We start from the raw sequence: 15,393 nt of genomic DNA on the forward strand, positions 1-15,393 counted from the left end.
CGCCCACCAATCGATCCGCTGCCGCTTCCGGCGGCGGGGAGGCGAAGGAGCCGGGCCAGGGCGGCGGGCTTGCTGCCGCCCTGGCCGGGTGAGGGTCGAGGTCATCGGCTACTCGGCCAGGACCTTGTCGATCGCGTCGGCGTATTGCTTCGTGGCGTCTTCGACCGTCGCGGTGCCGTTCCAGGCATCCGTGAGGTATTTGGTCTGCATGCCCTGCCATTCCGCAGCGTTGCCCTGCACGGGGAGGGGCACCGAGTACTCCTTGGCCTCCACGAAGATCTTCAGGTTCGGGAAGTCGGGCATGGCGTCGAGCCAGGTCTGCTCGGTGCCCTCGTAGGCGGGCAGCACCGCCCCGGCCTTGGCCTGGATGTTGGCTGCCGTCTCACCGCTGGCGAAGATCAGGAACTTCTTCACGGCATCCGGGTGCTTGGTGCCGGCGTAGCCGACGTTCTCGATTCCGCTCGTGACGGTCGCCCGCTCCTTGCCGATGGGAAGGGGCGCGATGTCGATGTTCGGCTTGATCTCCTCGTTGGCGTAGAGCTGCGGCGCCCAGAACGCGGCCGACATGAACATGCCGATCTTGCCCTGTTCGAACATGGTCTCCGCCTCGGTGTCGGAGAGCTGCTGCAGGGTCGGCGAAGAGCCGTCGGCTTGCAGATCGGTCCAGAACTTGATGCCGGCTTGGGCCTCCGGGGTATCGATCAGCGAGGTCTTGCCGTCGTCGGCGATCACCTGGCCGCCCGCCTGGAAGATGGTGTTGTAGTAGCCGCTCTGGTAGTCGATGGGCGCCGCCGTGCCCCAGACGCCGGCAGCAGGGTCGGTGAGCTTCTTCGCGGTCTCGCGGTAGTCGTCCCAGGTCCAGTCGGCGCTCGGGTAGGCGACACCGGCCTTGTCGAAGATGGCCTTGTTGAACCAGACGGCGTTGGTGTCGACGTCTTTCGGAAGGCCGTAGATCTTGCCGTCGCCCTGGTCGTAGAGGTCGAGCACTGCCTTCGGGTACTTGGCAAGGTCGACGCCTTCTTTGTCGATCTCGTCGCTGATGTCGAGCAGCTGGTTGCCCTCGGCGTAGGGCTGGATCTGCTGCGCGAGCATCCAGAACGCATCTGGAGCTGTGCCGCCGGCCGCGCCCGTCTGCAGGGTCGACCAGTATTCCGGCCAGGGCCGCTCTTCCACCTTCACCGTGATGTTCGGGTTCTCTTCGGTGAACGCCGCCGCGATCTCCTTCATCGCCGGGGTCTGGGTGCCGGCCCAGACGCCGTAGGTGATGGTGACTTTCTCGTCGCCGCCGCCGTCGGCCGACGAGCCGCTGGAGCACGCCGCGAGCAGAGCGCCCACGGCGACGAGGGCCGGGGCGATGAGCCATTTCTTGTGCATGGGATTCCCTTTCTGAGCGCGATCGTCAGTGATCGTCGCGTGATGTGATTGCGTCGGACTGGTGGGTGGTGAGGATGAGGGACGCCCAGTCGACATGGGCGGCGTCGGGTGCACCCGACTCGAAGGAGAGGGCGGCCCGCTCGTAGGCGACGGGAACGTCGCCGGGCCGGCGCTCGGTTCGAAGCGTCAGGATGCCGGTGCCTCGCACGTCGAGGTCGAAGGGCACCGTTTCGGCGCCGGCGCGCAGCGTCACCCGCAGCAGCTCGCGTTCGTCGGCCTCCACGATCGCCACCGCGGCGGTATCCGGCGTCTCGTCGTCGATGCCGAGGACACCGGTCAGGCGGTCGCCGCGGGAGCCAAGGAAGAGGCGGAAGGCCGAGGGCGTCGACACCCCGAAACCGTGGTCGAACGACGCGCCGGCCACGCGCATCCGGTTGCCGTCTCGCGGATTGCCGCCGCCGTTGCTCTGGTCACGCTCGACCGGGCCGCTCTCGTTCTGGAACGAGAGCATCGGCAGGGTGGAGAGACGGATGGGGCCCGAGCCGAGCGGCTTGACCAGGCGGGCGTGGGTGACCACCGGTGCGCCACGGCGACCCGGCGTCTCGACGGTGACCACGCCGAGCGCGCCGGCCCCGAGGGAGTCGGGGGCCGTGACGATCCAGCTCGTCTCGTCGACGCGGTCGGCCCGCCAGGCGGGAGGCACCCGAACGGATGCCCCGGCGTCGACGCTCAGAACGGCGCGATTCCCGGCATCCAATACGCCCAGTCGCGGCTCGACCCGCGGCGGCGTCTCACGCTCGGCGGGCGCCGAACGAAACAGCGGTGCACCGACCGGCGCGAGCACGGCGGCGAATCCGCCGCCCGCGGCGACGTCGACCACGAGGGTCTTCTCGACCAGACCGTCTGTCTCCGCGAGGCCGCGACCCTCGCCACCGGGCAGGTCGGTCACCACCCAGGCGCGAAGGCGCGAGCCGCCCAGCCGCGCGAGCGGGATCACGAGCGTTCTGGCCTCCCCGGTTGCGATGCCGCCGAGGAACCACCGATCACCCGATCGGCGGGCGATCACCGCTTCGGTGTCGGGGGTTCCGGCGAGCAGCCGGGTCTCGTCCCAGACCGGGGGCAGTTCCGAGAGCAGCCGGGCGGCGAGCGGTCGGTCGCGGTAGGCATCCACGCCGTCGGCGAAGTTGGTGATGCCGCATTCGAAGGCCACGCTCATGCCCAGTTCGTGCCCGTCGCTGGTGGTGCGTCCCGGTGCGCTGAACGCCACCGGCGTGTAGTCCATGGCGCCGACCACATTGCGGGTGAATGGCTGGATCACGTTGTGCCTGGCGGTCAGCGGGAGATCGTTGTAGAACACGTAGTACTCGGCGCCGCGGATGGCTTCGTAACCGATCACCTGCGGCCAAGTGCGCGCCCAACCGCGCGGGATGACCGAGCCGTGGAAGTTCACCATCAGCCCGAGTCGCGCGGTCTCCGCGAGCACCGAGTCATACCAGCGATAGCGGTCTTTCGACTCCGACTCCATGAAGTCGACCTTGATTCCAGCGACGCCCCACGAGCGCCAGAGCGCGAGCCTTTGCAGCTTCTCCGGGCCGTCGATGTCGTGCCAGATCGTCCAGAGATGCACCTGGATGCCGCGCGCGGAGGCATACGCCACGATCTCCGGAACCCAGGTCTCCTCCCAGCCGCAGTCGATCAGCAGGTGCTCCCAGCCGAACTCGGCGGACACGTCGACGAAGTGCTTCTGCGCGTCGAGCTGGGCGCTCGAATAAAAGTCCGACCACCACGACCAGGCTGCCCGGCCAGGGCGCACCCAGGACGGATCGCCGACGAGTGGATGCTGCGGCGGCGCCAATTCGTCGACCAGTCGGGTCTCGACCACGGTCGCCAGATCGCCCGCCACGAACACCCGCCAGGGGGTCGACCAGCCGCGCGCGATCCCGCTGCCCGGGTCGGCCTGCCGAAATCGGAGAGAGGCGGCATCCGGTGCGACGGAAGCGTGCGCTCCACTGAAGCGCCCGTCGATGCCGGACTCCGTGATCAGCAGGTACTGCCCGTTGGAGTGTCGGAGAAGGAAGGGGAAGCCGTAGTCGCCGGACGCGAGCTCGGCCACGTCGACACCCGAGCGCGGGGTCTCATACCAGGTCTGGTAGTCGAGCACCCAGGCGCGGTCGAACAGGGCGAGATCGATCGACGTCGCCTCCGTGTCGAGCGTGGAGACGCCTTGCAGGTCGGGCACCTCGTACCGCAGGGCGAAGCCGTCGTCGCCGACGCGCACGACGATTCGCCACTCGAGTCCCGTCTCGTGGCGGAACGTGGCCGTCAGCTCCTCGTGCTCGAACGCCCAGGGCCCAGTTGCCTTGCCCGAGACCGCGGTGAGGCTGTCGGAGACGGTCTGCGTGACCGACCGGAGCAGTGTGCTGGAGGCCGCCAAGTCGACTCCCCCCACGGTGATGCCGAGTCGCACGACGAGCGGGTCCGCGACAGCGCCCCCGTCGACCGCGCTTCGGTCGACCGCGAGTTGCGGGCCCTCCGCGTCGATTTCGATCACGGCCCGAACGTCTCCGCGAACCGCGGCGAAAGCGGGAAGGATGTCGGTGACCACTCTGTCTCCTGGGTTCGGGTCGATCGGGAACGGGTGCCACGCCCGATGTCGAGGCTATTGCGCACGCGGCTCTCCGAGCTATGGCCTTTAGAACCCAGCGCCTGGACGTTTCGACTCTTCTCCCCGAGCCCCATGCCTGACGGTAGAACGGTACCAGCGGCTCGCCTGCCTGTACCTCCGGCGGATGCGCCGGCACCATCGGCATCCGTAGCGTGCGGGGAATGATGTCACTTCCCTCGTCGGCGACCGCTGCATCCGGGCCGCTGCTCACCATCGACCTCGATGCGGTCGCCGCAAATACCCGGTTCTTCGCTGCGCGCTCGGCGGGCGAACTCATGGCCGTGGTCAAAGCCGACGGCTACGGCCACGGTGCGGTCCCGGTCGCCCGCACGGCCCTGGCGAACGGGGCCACCCGGCTCGGGGTCGCGTCGATCGACGAGGCGCTCGCGTTGCGACGCGCGGGCATCGCCACCCCGATCACCTGCTGGCTCACCCATCCGGGCGACGACTACCGAAGCGCCGTCGACTCCGGTGTCGACCTCGCGGTACCGAGTGTCGAGCACCTGCGCTCGATCGTCGCCACGACGGGCGTCGCCCGCGTGCACCTGCACCTCGACACCGGCATGGCCCGTGACGGCGCCGAACCCACCCGCTGGATCGAACTCTGCCGCGAAGCGAAGGAAGCCGAGCTCGCCGGGCGCATCCGGGTCGTCGGTCTGATGGGTCATCTCGCCGACGGCGACGACCCTGGCGCCCCGACCAACCGGCTGGGCCGTGCCCTCTTCGAGTGGGGCCTCGATGTCGCCCGTCTCTCGGGCCTCGACCCGCACATCCTGCACCTCACCGCGACCTCGGCCACGCTCACGCAGCCGAGCGGCCACTTCACGGCCTGCCGCGTGGGAGCCGGGCTCGTGGGCATCGACCTCTCCCGCACCGCACGGCTCGAGCCGGCGATGACCCTCACGGCACCGCTCCTGCTCGTGCGCAAGGTCTCCGTCGGCACGCCGGTCGGCTACGGACACGACTGGGTGGCGCCACGCTCCACCCGCCTCGGGCTCATCGGTCTCGGTTATGCCGACGGTCTGCCGCGCAGCGCCACCGGGCGCGCGGAGGTTCAGGTGCGCGGTCGCCGGCATCCGGTGGTCGGCCGGATGTCGATGGACCAGGCCGTCATCGACCTCGGCGATTCGGGTGCCGACGTCGGCGAATCGGTCACCGTCTTCGGCCCCGGCGGCGCGGGCGAACCGACCGTCGCCGACTGGGCGGACTGGGCCGGCACGATCGAACACGAGATCGTGACGGGCGTCGGCGATCGGGTGCGGCGGCGCACGGTCGGCGGATCGCGCCGAGGCACGGGTGGCGAGCTGGCAGAGGCGACGGGGGCGACGGACGCGATGGAGGCGCGGCCGTCGTCGAGGCTGCCGACGTCACCCGCGAGCCGTTCGGCCCGGGAGTCGGTCGCATGAGCCGGCTGCAGGTCGTCGTGATCGGTGGCGGGCGCAATTCCGAGCACGAGGTCTCGTTGGTCTCGGCCGCGGCGGTCGTCGCCGGGCTCGATCGCTCGCGTCATGACGTCGTGCCGCTCACCATCGACCGTTCTGGTCGATGGGAGGATGCCACCGGTGCTGAGATCGGCCTGCCGCAGGCGATCGAGGTGTTGCGCGGCTGCGACGTCGCTATTCCGATGGTGCACGGGCGACTGGGAGAAGACGGCGCCCTCGCCGCCCTCTGCGATCTGATCGGCGTGCCCTATGTCGGTTCGGGCATCGGGGCGGGCGCGATCGGCATGGACAAGCGGGTCACGAAACTGCTCGCGAACGACGTCGGCATCCCGACCGCATCAGCCGTGCTGCTCGACCGCGCCACCGCACATGCCTACCGTTTCCGGGAGGCCGTCGTGGTGAAGCCCGTGTCGGCGGGGTCGAGCGTCGGGGTGTCACTCGTCTCCTCGGCAGCCGAGTTGCCCGCCGCGATCGAGGCCGCTCTCGCTGTGGACGACCGCCTCCTCATCGAGGAGCGACTCGTCGGCCGCGAGATCGATGTCGCCGTGCTGCGCCGGGCCGACGGCTCGATCGTGGTGGCGCCGCCACTGGAGATCGAGGCCGAGGGTGTGTTCGACCACGGAACCAAGTACGGCGGGCGAGCGGTGTTCCGGGTTCCGGCCGAGCTCAGCCACGAGGAGCGGTGGGAGCTCGAGCGGGCTGCGGAGCGGATGTACGACGCCCTCGACTGCTCCGGCGTCGCGCGGATCGACTTCTTTCTCACCGCCGACGGGCCGGTGCTCAACGAGGTCAACACCACACCCGGATTCACGGCGCAGTCGCAGGTGCCGCGGATGTTCCAGGCGGCCGGCATCTCCTACTCCGAGCTGCTCGAACTCCTCATCGAGGGCGCTCTCGGCACGCGCCGACCGCTGGCCCCGACGGTCGAAGAATACTCAGACGACCAAAGGATAATGTCATGATGCACTCGCCGATCATCCGCGCCTGGGCGCCTGATGTCGCCATCGGGTTCGTCATCCTCCTGCTGGGCTTCTGGGAGGCCTACGCCAACGCCTACTCGGGGTACGGCGGCGGGTCGGTGACCCTGCTCGTCGCGGTCGGCACCGCCCTGGCCGTGGCGCTGGTGCGCCATGCCGGATGGTGGTCGTTCGGCATCCTCTGGGCCCTCCTCGTCGTGCAGGCGGCGACCATGACCGACCTCATGCTGGTCGAGCTCGCCGTGGTGGGCGTGGCCTTCGGGCTCGCGCGCTGGGGCACGCGGCCGTTGCTCTGGGCCAGCGGGCTCTCCATCCCGGTCGCCACGTTCTTCGCCCTCGGTTACGTCGGCATTCTCGCGAACGGGCTCTGGGGCACTCGCGTCGTGCGCAACCTCATCGTTCCGCTCGTCGACAGCGGTATCTCCTGGCCGCTGGTTGTCTTGCCGATGATCGCCGGTGTGCTCGCGCTGCCGTGGTTCGCCGGGCTCGCCGCGCGCAACTGGGGAGCGGCCCGGGCGTCGCAGCGCTCGCAGTCGGAGGCGGAGGCGGAGGCGCTGAGCGCTCAACTCGAGCGGGCGCGGATGACCGAGATCGCGACGCTCCGCGAGGGTCAGGCCCGGCTCGCGCGCGACGTGCACGACGTGGTCGGGCACTCGCTGACGGTCATCCTGGCTCAGGCAGAATCGGCCCAGTTCCTCGACAGCGCGGAGCCGGCGGCGCTCAAACACACCATGGCGAACATCGCCGCCACCGCCCGGGCCTCGCTGCAGGAGGTGCGAGCGGTGCTCGCGTCACCCGACGGCGATCCGGAGCACCGCACCGACCTCGACACACTGATCGATACGACGCGCGCGAGCGGCAACGAGATCATCGTCACCGATCTCGGCTCACCGCAGCCCCTGCCACCGGAGCTCGCGACCGTCGCGTTCCGGGTGCTGCAGGAGATGCTCACCAACGCTTTGAAGCACGGCCGGCGCGACGGCGCGATCGCGGTCACCCGCCAGTGGAACGACCGGTTACAGCTCACCGTCACGAACCACGCCGAGCCCGCCTCGCCCCACGACGACGAGTCCGACGGCGATGCGGCGAACGCGAGCGGCAGCGGTATCGCCGGGATGGCGCGGCGACTCGAATCGGTGGGCGGCTCCCTCGAGGTGCATGACTCCCTCGAAAGCTCCCCCGTCTTCAGCGTCACCGCCTCGTTGCCCGTGCGCGCCGGCCGGCCGCTCGAGGTGGCGCTCCCGTGAGCGCCTCGCCCGATTCGACGCCCATCCGCGTGCTGCTCGTCGACGACCAGGATCTCTTCCGCGAGGGCATGCGCGTGATCATCGACGCCCAGGCCGGGCTCGAGGTCGTGGGCACGGCCAGCGACGGCGCCGAAGCGGTCGAGCTGGTCGACGCGCTCGCCCCCGATGTCGTGCTGATGGACATCCGGATGCCGGAACTCGACGGCGTCGAAGCGACCCGCCAGATCTTCCTCCCCGACCGCGTGCAGCGGCGGCCCCATCCGGTTCGCGTGCTGGTGCTGACGACGTTCGACCTCGACGACCGGGCGGCCACCGCCATCCGGCATGGCGCGAGCGGCTTCATCCTGAAGGACACGACTCCGGCGATGCTGATCGACGCGATCCGCACGGTGCACGCCGGCAACGCCGTGCTCGCCCCGCAGAACCTCGCAGCCCTGCTGAGCGGGCGGTTCCCGGAGCGCGCCCCGGCCCCGCAAGCGTTCGGAACGCTGACCGAGAAGGAGCGCGACGTCTTCGATGCCGTGGCACGGGGCGCCTCGAACGCCGAGGTCGCCAAGTCGCTGTTCACGAGCGAATCGACCGTGAAGACGCACGTCGGGTCGATTCTCCGCAAGCTCTCGCTGCGCGACCGGGTGCAGATCGTCGTGTTCGCCTACGAGTACGACTTGGTCTGACCGGCGACCCCCTCCTCTTCACGACTCGCCATAATCCGCCCTGCCGAAGCCCATTCGGGGCGGATTGTGGCGACTCGCGAGGGAGTGGGGGCGGCACCTCCGGACATTCCGCCGCCCGCGGGTACGGGAATCCAGGCACCTGCGGACGAGACGGTCGGAACCGGATGCCGATTCGCCGTCGTGCGAGGAACGCGAGGCTGGATCGTGTTCAGAAAGGATCCATCGTGCACCTCCGCCCCCTCCTCACCGCCCTCGCCGCGGCATCCGTTCTCCTCGCGCTCTCCGGCTGCGCCGTCATCGGAGGTGTCGCCGCCGCTCATGGCGCCGGGCGCCCCGACAGCCGGACCGACAGTGCTCCGATCAGCACCTCCACCGACCTCGGGCAGGCCGACGGGTATATCCCGGTCGGAGACCGGGTGGCCTTGACCGACGATGTGCCGGCGGTCACGAACCTCGACCCGGACCTCCGCGACGCGCTCGCGAACGCCGCCCAGGCCGCCGCCGCTGACGACGTGGAGTTCACCCTGGTCGACGGCTGGCGGAGTGCCCGCTACCAGCAGTACCTCTTCGACCAGGCCGTCACCGAGTACGGCAGCGCCGAAGAGGCGTCCCGCTGGGTCAAAGAGCCCGACCAGTCAAAGCATGTGCTCGGCGAAGCGGTCGACATCGCCACCGCCGACGCCATGGACTGGCTCAACCGCTTCGGCGGGGAGTTCGGCCTGTGCCAGATCTACGCGAACGAGGCCTGGCACTTTGAGCTCGGAGCCGACGCCTCCGGCACCTGCCCGCCGCCCCTCACCGACAGTTCGGCCGGCTGACGACCCGCCGCCGGATCAGCGGCCCATATGTTCCGCGCCGCTGAACCAACGGGCCATAAATTCCGCGCCACCGGAACGGCGGGCCATATGTTCAGAGCGCGTTGACCAACTTGTCGAGGCGCGCGACGGTCTCCTCTTTGCCGAGGATCTCCATCGATTCGAACAGCGGCGGCGAGATGCGCCGCCCCGAGACGGCGACCCGCAAGGGTCCGTAAGCCACCCGCGGCTTCAGCCCCAGACCCTCGATGAGGGCGTCGGCCAGTGCGGACTGGATCGCGTCGTGGTTCCACTCCGAGAGTGGCACCTCCTCGAGGGCGCCGATCGCGGCCGCGAGCACGACGCCCGCGTTCTCAGGAAGGCTCGCGAGCGCATCCGGAGCGTAGTCGAGAGCGGCCGCGGTCACGAAGAAGGAGCCGAGCAGCTCGGGCGCCTCGCCGAGCAGCGCCATTCGGGTCTGCACCAGCGGGGCGGCCTGCGCCAGGATGCCGCGCTGCAGCTCGGTGAGCGGCGCCGTCACGACGCCGGCGGCCTCGAGGTAGGGCACCAGCCGGCCCGCGAAGTCGTCGGCCGCGAGCAGACGGATGTGGTCGCCGTCGATCGATTCGGCCTTCTTCAGGTCGAAGCGGGCCGGGTTGGGCAGCACGTCGACCACATCGAAGGCGGCCACCATCTCGTCGAGCGAGAACACGTCGCGGTCGGGCGCGAGCGACCAGCCGAGCAGCGCCAGGTAGTTCACGAGGCCCTCGGGAATGAAGCCGCGGTCGCGGTGGTGGAACAGGTTCGACTCGGGGTCGCGCTTCGAGAGCTTCTTGTTGCCGTCGCCCATCACGTAGGGCAGGTGGCCGAAGCGCGGCACGAAGGTGGTGATGCCGATCTCGATGAGCGCGTGGTAGAGCGCGATCTGCCGCGGGGTCGACGAGAGCAGGTCTTCGCCGCGCAGCACGTGGGTGACGCCCATCAGCGCGTCGTCGAGCGGGTTGACGAGGGTGTAGAGCGGATGCCCGTTCGGGCGCACGATCACGAAGTCGGTGAACGAACCGGCCGGGAAGGTGATGTCGCCCCGCACCAGGTCGTCGAACGACAGATCGGCGTCGGGCACGCGAAGCCGCAGGGCAGGTTCGCGGCCCTCGGCGCGGAACGCCGCCTTCTGCTCGTCGGTGAGATCGCGGTCGAAGTTGTCATAACCGAGCTGCTTCGCGCGGCCCGCCGCTTCGTTGCGGGCGTCGATCTCCTCGGCGTTCGAGAAGCTCTCGTAGACGTGCCCCGACTCCAGTAACTGCGCGATCACGGCGCGATAGATGTCGTAACGCTCCGACTGCCGGTAGGGCGCATGCGGGCCGCCGACGTTCACCCCCTCGTCCCAATTCAGGCCGAGCCAGGTGAGTGCGTCGATGATCTGCTCGTAGCTCTCTTCGGAGTCGCGACTCGCATCCGTGTCTTCGATGCGGAAGATCAGTTTGCCCCCGGTGTGCCGGGCGTAGGCCCAGTTGAACAGGGCGGTGCGCACGAGACCGACGTGCGGCGTGCCGGTGGGGCTCGGGCAGAACCGGACGCGGACGTCGGCTCCGGTGGCGGTGGAGAACGGATGCGGGGAAGTTGCGCTCATGACCCGTCGATTCTACGGGGCAGGGCTCGCCCGAGGCGCCTGAACGGGCATCCTGTGGATGGATCCGATTTGTGCACAGGGGTGCCACGCTGGAGAGATGACCACGACCCCCAAACGCGCCGTGCGTGACGTCAGCCAGAGCCGTGTCTTCCAGATGCTCGCCCGCTCGGGCTATGCCGTGAACGGCCTGCTCCACGTGTTGATCGGCGGCATCGCCATCGGCATCGCCCTGCGCGGCGGGCAGGGCGGGGAGGCCGATCAGAGTGGTGCGCTGCAGGGGCTCTCCGACACTCCGGGCGGCCTGGTGGTGCTGTGGATCTCGGTGGTCGGACTGTTCGCACTCGGACTGTGGGAGGTGGCGCAGGTCATTCTCGCCACCGACCCGGATGCGAAGAAGAAGTGGGGCAAACGCGCCAAGGAGGCCGGCAAGGCCGTGGTGTACCTCGTGCTCGGAAGCACGGCGCTGGTGTTCGCGCTGGGCGGTTCGAGCGACTCGTCCGAGAACAGCAAGTCGGCGAGCGCCACGGCACTCGCGACCCCCGGCGGGGTGTTCCTGCTGGTGGCGGTCGGGCTCGCCGTGGTGGGGTTCGGCATCGGGTTCATCTCGATCGGAATCCGCCGCACCTTCCGCAAACTCATCACAACCCCCGCCGGTGCCGCCGGGCGGGCGGTCACCGTGCTCGGAGTCGTCGGTTACATCGCTCAGGGGGTGGCACTCGCTGTCGTCGGCGTGCTTTTCGTGGTGGCGGCGGTGACCTACGACGCCGAGAAGGCCGCCGGTCTCGACGGCGCCCTGAAGTCGCTCACCGACCTCCCCTTCGGCATCGTGGTGCTCGTAGCGGTCGGAGTCGGTCTCATCTTCTACGGTGTGTTCCTCGGCGCCCGAGCCCGTCTGGCGCGTCTCTGACCGCTTCGGGCTCCGTCTTGGCCGCCGCCCGCTACTCCAGGTTGACCACCGCCACGCCCTCGAAGCGGGCGAAGTCGCGGTCTTGGGTGAGGATGTCGCTCACCCCGTGATCGACGCAGATCGCGGCGATCCGGGCGTCGTGAACCCGCGGCCCGACGACCGCGGCGACGTCGAGGAGGCGTTCGAGCGTCGCCCAATGCGAACTCGTCTCCCCCAACAGCTGGAGCGATGGAGACGACCGCCAGATGTCGATCTGCCGCCGTGCCGCTTGGGAGAGCGCAGCTCCGGGAAAAATCTTCGGATTCGTCACGACCGCGTAGAACTCGTGGATGCAGGGCCAAGGAATCGCCCAGGCAGCTGGGCTCTCGGCGAGCTCGCGAACCGCGGTCGCCGCCTTCTCGTGCAACGGGGAATCGACGAGGAACGCGTGCACGAGCACGTTCGTGTCGACAGCGCGCACGCGCCTACCGCTCGTACGATTTCAGCACGAGGGCGTGAAGCCCGCCGTTCTGGTCGACGTGCGACCTCGCCTCAGGCGCCATGGCGTCCCACCCGGCCACACTCGCGTCAGGCAGCCGGAAGCGCTGCTCCGATCGCGCTTCCTCGACCACTCGCGTGAGCGCCTGTTGCACGACCGCTCGCGCCGTGACCCCGCGTTCGCGGGCGATGCGTTTGATCTCCTTCACCAGGGGCTCGGGAATATCGAATGTCGTCTTCATGCTCATACCGTACAGCCAATACTGCCAGCAGTATCGGGTGGTCATCCTGACCACATCTGGGGAGAGGATCGCGCAACCTCGCGATTGTGCAGGACGAGACGCAAAGCAGCGCTCTAGGCTCGAAACATGACGGAGCGACGCGATTGACTGAGCAGAGCGATACCTCGGCGCCCGCCGACCCCGGGGTCGACGCGCTCGTCGCCGGGCTCGTGAGCCCACGCGAAGCCGACATCCAGCGCCTCCGCAGCATCATCCGGGCGACGGATGCGCGCATCACCGAGTCGGTGAAGTGGAACTCCCCGAGTTACGCGCTCGCACGGACCGACGGCACCGCCATCGACTTCGCCACCCTGAACCTGCGCCCCGGCAACACGGTGCGCGTGGTGCTGCACACCGGCGCGAAACCCGACCCGGCGCATCCGGAGCTCGTGATCGACGACCCGGACGGACTCCTGAAATGGCTCGGCCGCAACCGCGCCATCGTCGCCTTCGCCGACACGGGCGCGCTCGACGCCCGAGCCGAAGGCTTCGGTGCCGCACTACGCCAGTGGATCTCCCAGCTCTGAAGCGCCGTTACGCCGCCGAACGCTGCGCACGCAGGCGGACGAGCAGATCGGGCGCCCGCCGATCGAGCTGAGCGCCGCCGATCCGCACGCCGATCACGAAGAACACCGCACCGAGTACCACGCCCACCACCAACGTCAACCACCCCAGCAGGGCCGAGGCGAAGACCAGGCTCAGCACGGCCACGACGGAGGCGGGGATCATCAGCAAGAGCGAAACACCCCAGGTGGCGAACCCGGAGAGCGCCGTGGTGAACCCGGCACCGGGCGCCGACTTGAAGGGGTTGTCGCCCGCCGCGGGAACCGGCACCACGATCTGCGACGACGACACGCTCACCACCCCGAATCCGCCGAGCAGCGCCGCGGCACACAGCCCGAAGAGCATCGGCAGCTGCGCCCACGAGTTGCTCACCGCCACCGAGATCAGCGTGATGGCGATCACCAGCGGCACCGAGATGACGGCGAGCGCCGCGACCCGCCCGATGCGGTCGTCGCGCCCGCGCACACCGTCGGCGATGTGCGTGGCGAACGCGGTGCCGTCGTAGGAGATATCGGTGTAGATGCCGAGAGCGAGCAGGAACGCGATGATCGGTCCGGCGGCGTTCAGCAGCGCGAACGACCCCAGGTTGTTGGAGTAGAACCAGAGCAGGAAGGGGATGAGCGGCACCACGATCAGCTGCCGAGCATAGCGCGGATCACGCCGCCAGTAGGTCAATGCCCGCGCCGCGATCGCGCCCGCCGGTGTGGCCGGGAGCACCCCGAACAGCCCCGTCTTGCCGCGCGCCACCCGCTTGCTGCCTGAGGTGGCCGGCGAGACGAGCGCCACCCCGAGGCTCCACCGCCAGATCACGACGAGCAACGCCAGCGTCGCGAGGGCGATGAGGAACTTCAGCCCCGCCGCCCCGAAGTCGCCGATCGCGATGTCGGCCGGCACCGCCCAGGGCGCGCCGAGCGGCGACCAGCTGAGCGCCCGCGCGATGCCGGGGAGCGCATCCACCGACAGTGCTATTCCACGCGAGAGGCCGACGATCAGCGGGCCCAGCAGGATGATCGGAATGAAGATGAGGATGCCCGCGAGCTCGCGGAACCGCCGCCGCGACTGCAGGCTCGTCGACAGCGCCGCCACGGTGCGCGATCCGACCACACAGATCAGCACGGCGACGACAGCGCAGACCGCCGCCGCGACGGCCGCGAAGGGCGACCGCAGCCAGGTCGCGATCGTGGCGAGAGCGGCGATCGAGGTGACGATGCCGGGCACCCCGAGCACGCCCGCCGCCGTGAGGCCGACGAGCAGCTTGCTCATCGGCAGCGGGAACACCATGAGCCGCGCCGGGTCGAGGGTCTGCTCGATGCCGAAGGCCACGAGCGGCACCACGATCCAGCCGAGGATGACCGCCGACCCGGCGAGCACGACGACCGTGGTCGCGACCTCGACCGGCGCGAAGCCGAGTGCCACCAACCCGGCCACGGCCACCCCGAGGACGCCGAGCCCGTAGAGGGCCCCGATGATCACGGCCACCAGCTGCCAGACGCTCCGCTTCAGCGAGTTGCGGAGAACCAGGAACCGGAGCTTTACGAGCGTCGCAACCATTCCGGCCCCTCTGCATGGGTGCGGCCGCCGACGAGGTCGACGAAGCGGTCTTCGAGCGTGGATTCGCCGCGCACCTCGTCGACCGTGCCGGCCACCAGCACGCGGCCGTTGGCGACGACGGCGACGTGGTCGCACATCCGTTGCACCAGGTCCATCACGTGGCTGGACACGATCACGGTTCCACCGTTCTGCACATAGCCGGCGAGGATGTCGCGGATGTTCGCCGCCGACACCGGATCGACCGACTCGAACGGCTCGTCGAGCACCAGCAACCGCGGGGCGTGCACGAGAGCGCAGGCCAGGGCGATCTTCTTCGTCATGCCGGCCGAGTAGTCGACCACGAGCGTGCCCGCCGCCTCCTCCAGGTCGAGCAGCTTCAGCAGGTCGCCGACACGTTCTGCAACTTCCCCGCGATCGAGACCGAACAGCAGGCCGTTATAGGTGACGAGCTGCTCGCCGGTGAGCCGGTCGAAGAGCTTCACGCCGTCGGAGAGGTTGCCGACGAGCGATTTCGCCCGCACCGGCTCCTGCCACATGTCCACGCCGTCGATCAGCGACTGCCCCGCATCCGGACGCAGCAGCCCCGTGGCCATCGAGAGCGTCGTGGTCTTGCCGGCGCCGTTCGGGCCGACCAGGCCGTAGAACGACCCCACCGGCACACTGAGGCTCAGGTCGTCGACGGCGAGCTTGTCGCCGAAGCGCTTGCTGAGGCCGGTGAGCTGCAGCGCGGGCCGGCCGGCGGATGCGGGCCCGGCGGCGGCCGGGGCGGGCACGGCGGCCGGGGCGGGCACAGCGGCGGCCGACGCGGGC

General features: G+C 69.5%; 14 protein-coding genes. 7 read left to right on the plus strand and 7 right to left on the minus strand.

Translation table 11 applies throughout. The features are described from left to right. Positions 1 to 108: 108 nt before the first annotated feature. Complete coding sequence (locus N1027_RS19690; RefSeq protein WP_259510720.1) at positions 109 to 1,374, minus strand: ABC transporter substrate-binding protein; 1,266 nt, start codon at positions 1,372 to 1,374, stop codon at positions 109 to 111. A 25-nt stretch (positions 1,375 to 1,399) separates the two neighbouring features. Then, the gene (locus N1027_RS19695; RefSeq protein WP_259510722.1) at positions 1,400 to 3,979 is read right to left on the minus strand and encodes a glycoside hydrolase family 97 catalytic domain-containing protein; all 2,580 of its coding nucleotides are present in this window, start codon (positions 3,977 to 3,979) and stop codon (positions 1,400 to 1,402) included. Positions 3,980 to 4,200: 221 nt separating this feature from the next. On the opposite strand from N1027_RS19695, the gene alr reads away from it, so the two are divergent. The 5 genes from alr (at position 4,201) to N1027_RS19720 (ending at position 9,197) form a co-directional block, all read left to right on the plus strand. After that, positions 4,201 to 5,445 (plus strand): alanine racemase, encoded by a 1,245-nt coding sequence (gene alr, locus N1027_RS19700; RefSeq protein ID WP_259510724.1) that lies wholly within the window; start codon positions 4,201 to 4,203, stop codon positions 5,443 to 5,445. After that, on the plus strand, positions 5,442 to 6,443 hold the full coding sequence (locus N1027_RS19705; protein WP_259510726.1) for a D-alanine--D-alanine ligase: 1,002 nt from the start codon (positions 5,442 to 5,444) through the stop codon (positions 6,441 to 6,443). The genes alr and N1027_RS19705 overlap by 4 nt, the downstream gene beginning before the upstream one ends. Next, positions 6,440 to 7,705 (plus strand): sensor histidine kinase, encoded by a 1,266-nt coding sequence (locus N1027_RS19710; protein ID WP_259510733.1) that lies wholly within the window; start codon positions 6,440 to 6,442, stop codon positions 7,703 to 7,705. The genes N1027_RS19705 and N1027_RS19710 overlap by 4 nt, the downstream gene beginning before the upstream one ends. After that, a complete protein-coding gene (locus N1027_RS19715) occupies positions 7,702 to 8,379 on the plus strand; it encodes a response regulator (protein ID WP_259510735.1) in 678 nt (225 codons plus the stop codon). Before N1027_RS19710 ends, N1027_RS19715 begins: the two co-directional genes overlap by 4 nt. A 224-nt stretch (positions 8,380 to 8,603) precedes the next feature. Continuing rightward, positions 8,604 to 9,197, plus strand: coding sequence for a M15 family metallopeptidase (locus tag N1027_RS19720; protein WP_259510737.1), 594 nt, complete (start codon positions 8,604 to 8,606; stop codon positions 9,195 to 9,197). 91 nt (positions 9,198 to 9,288) lie between these two features. Here the strand turns inward: N1027_RS19720 and gltX are convergent, their stop codons facing one another. Beyond that, positions 9,289 to 10,803: a glutamate--tRNA ligase gene (gltX, locus tag N1027_RS19725; RefSeq protein ID WP_259510739.1), complete on the minus strand. Its 1,515-nt coding sequence runs from the start codon at positions 10,801 to 10,803 to the stop codon at positions 9,289 to 9,291. 97 nt (positions 10,804 to 10,900) lie between these two features. On the opposite strand from gltX, the gene N1027_RS19730 reads away from it, so the two are divergent. Further along, complete coding sequence (locus N1027_RS19730; protein WP_259510741.1) at positions 10,901 to 11,710, plus strand: DUF1206 domain-containing protein; 810 nt, start codon at positions 10,901 to 10,903, stop codon at positions 11,708 to 11,710. Between the two features lie 31 nt (positions 11,711 to 11,741). On the opposite strand, the gene N1027_RS19735 is transcribed toward N1027_RS19730, so the two are convergent. Together N1027_RS19735 and N1027_RS19740 are read right to left on the minus strand one after the other, a co-directional pair. Next, positions 11,742 to 12,170 carry a type II toxin-antitoxin system VapC family toxin gene (locus tag N1027_RS19735; protein ID WP_259510743.1) on the minus strand — a complete coding sequence of 143 codons (429 nt, stop codon included), beginning with the start codon at positions 12,168 to 12,170 and terminating at the stop codon, positions 11,742 to 11,744. 4 nt (positions 12,171 to 12,174) lie between these two features. Next, positions 12,175 to 12,429, minus strand: a complete 255-nt coding sequence (locus tag N1027_RS19740) for a hypothetical protein (RefSeq protein WP_259510745.1) — start codon at positions 12,427 to 12,429, stop codon at positions 12,175 to 12,177. 143 nt (positions 12,430 to 12,572) lie between these two features. On the opposite strand from N1027_RS19740, the gene N1027_RS19745 reads away from it, so the two are divergent. Further along, a complete protein-coding gene (locus tag N1027_RS19745; RefSeq protein ID WP_259510747.1) occupies positions 12,573 to 12,995 on the plus strand; it encodes a DUF1801 domain-containing protein in 423 nt (140 codons plus the stop codon). Positions 12,996 to 13,002: 7 nt separating this feature from the next. Here N1027_RS19745 and N1027_RS19750 read toward each other — a convergent pair whose 3' ends face one another. Then, positions 13,003 to 14,583 carry a transporter gene (locus N1027_RS19750; RefSeq protein WP_259510750.1) on the minus strand — a complete coding sequence of 527 codons (1,581 nt, stop codon included), beginning with the start codon at positions 14,581 to 14,583 and terminating at the stop codon, positions 13,003 to 13,005. After that, positions 14,565 to 15,393, minus strand: an 829-nt coding sequence (locus N1027_RS19755; protein ID WP_372499795.1) for an ABC transporter ATP-binding protein, incomplete at its 5' end; no start/stop codon positions are given. The genes N1027_RS19755 and N1027_RS19750, both read right to left, overlap by 19 nt.

The sequence above is a fragment of the Herbiconiux aconitum genome (assembly GCF_024979235.1).
Classification (GTDB): Bacteria; Actinomycetota; Actinomycetes; order Actinomycetales; family Microbacteriaceae; genus Herbiconiux; species Herbiconiux aconitum.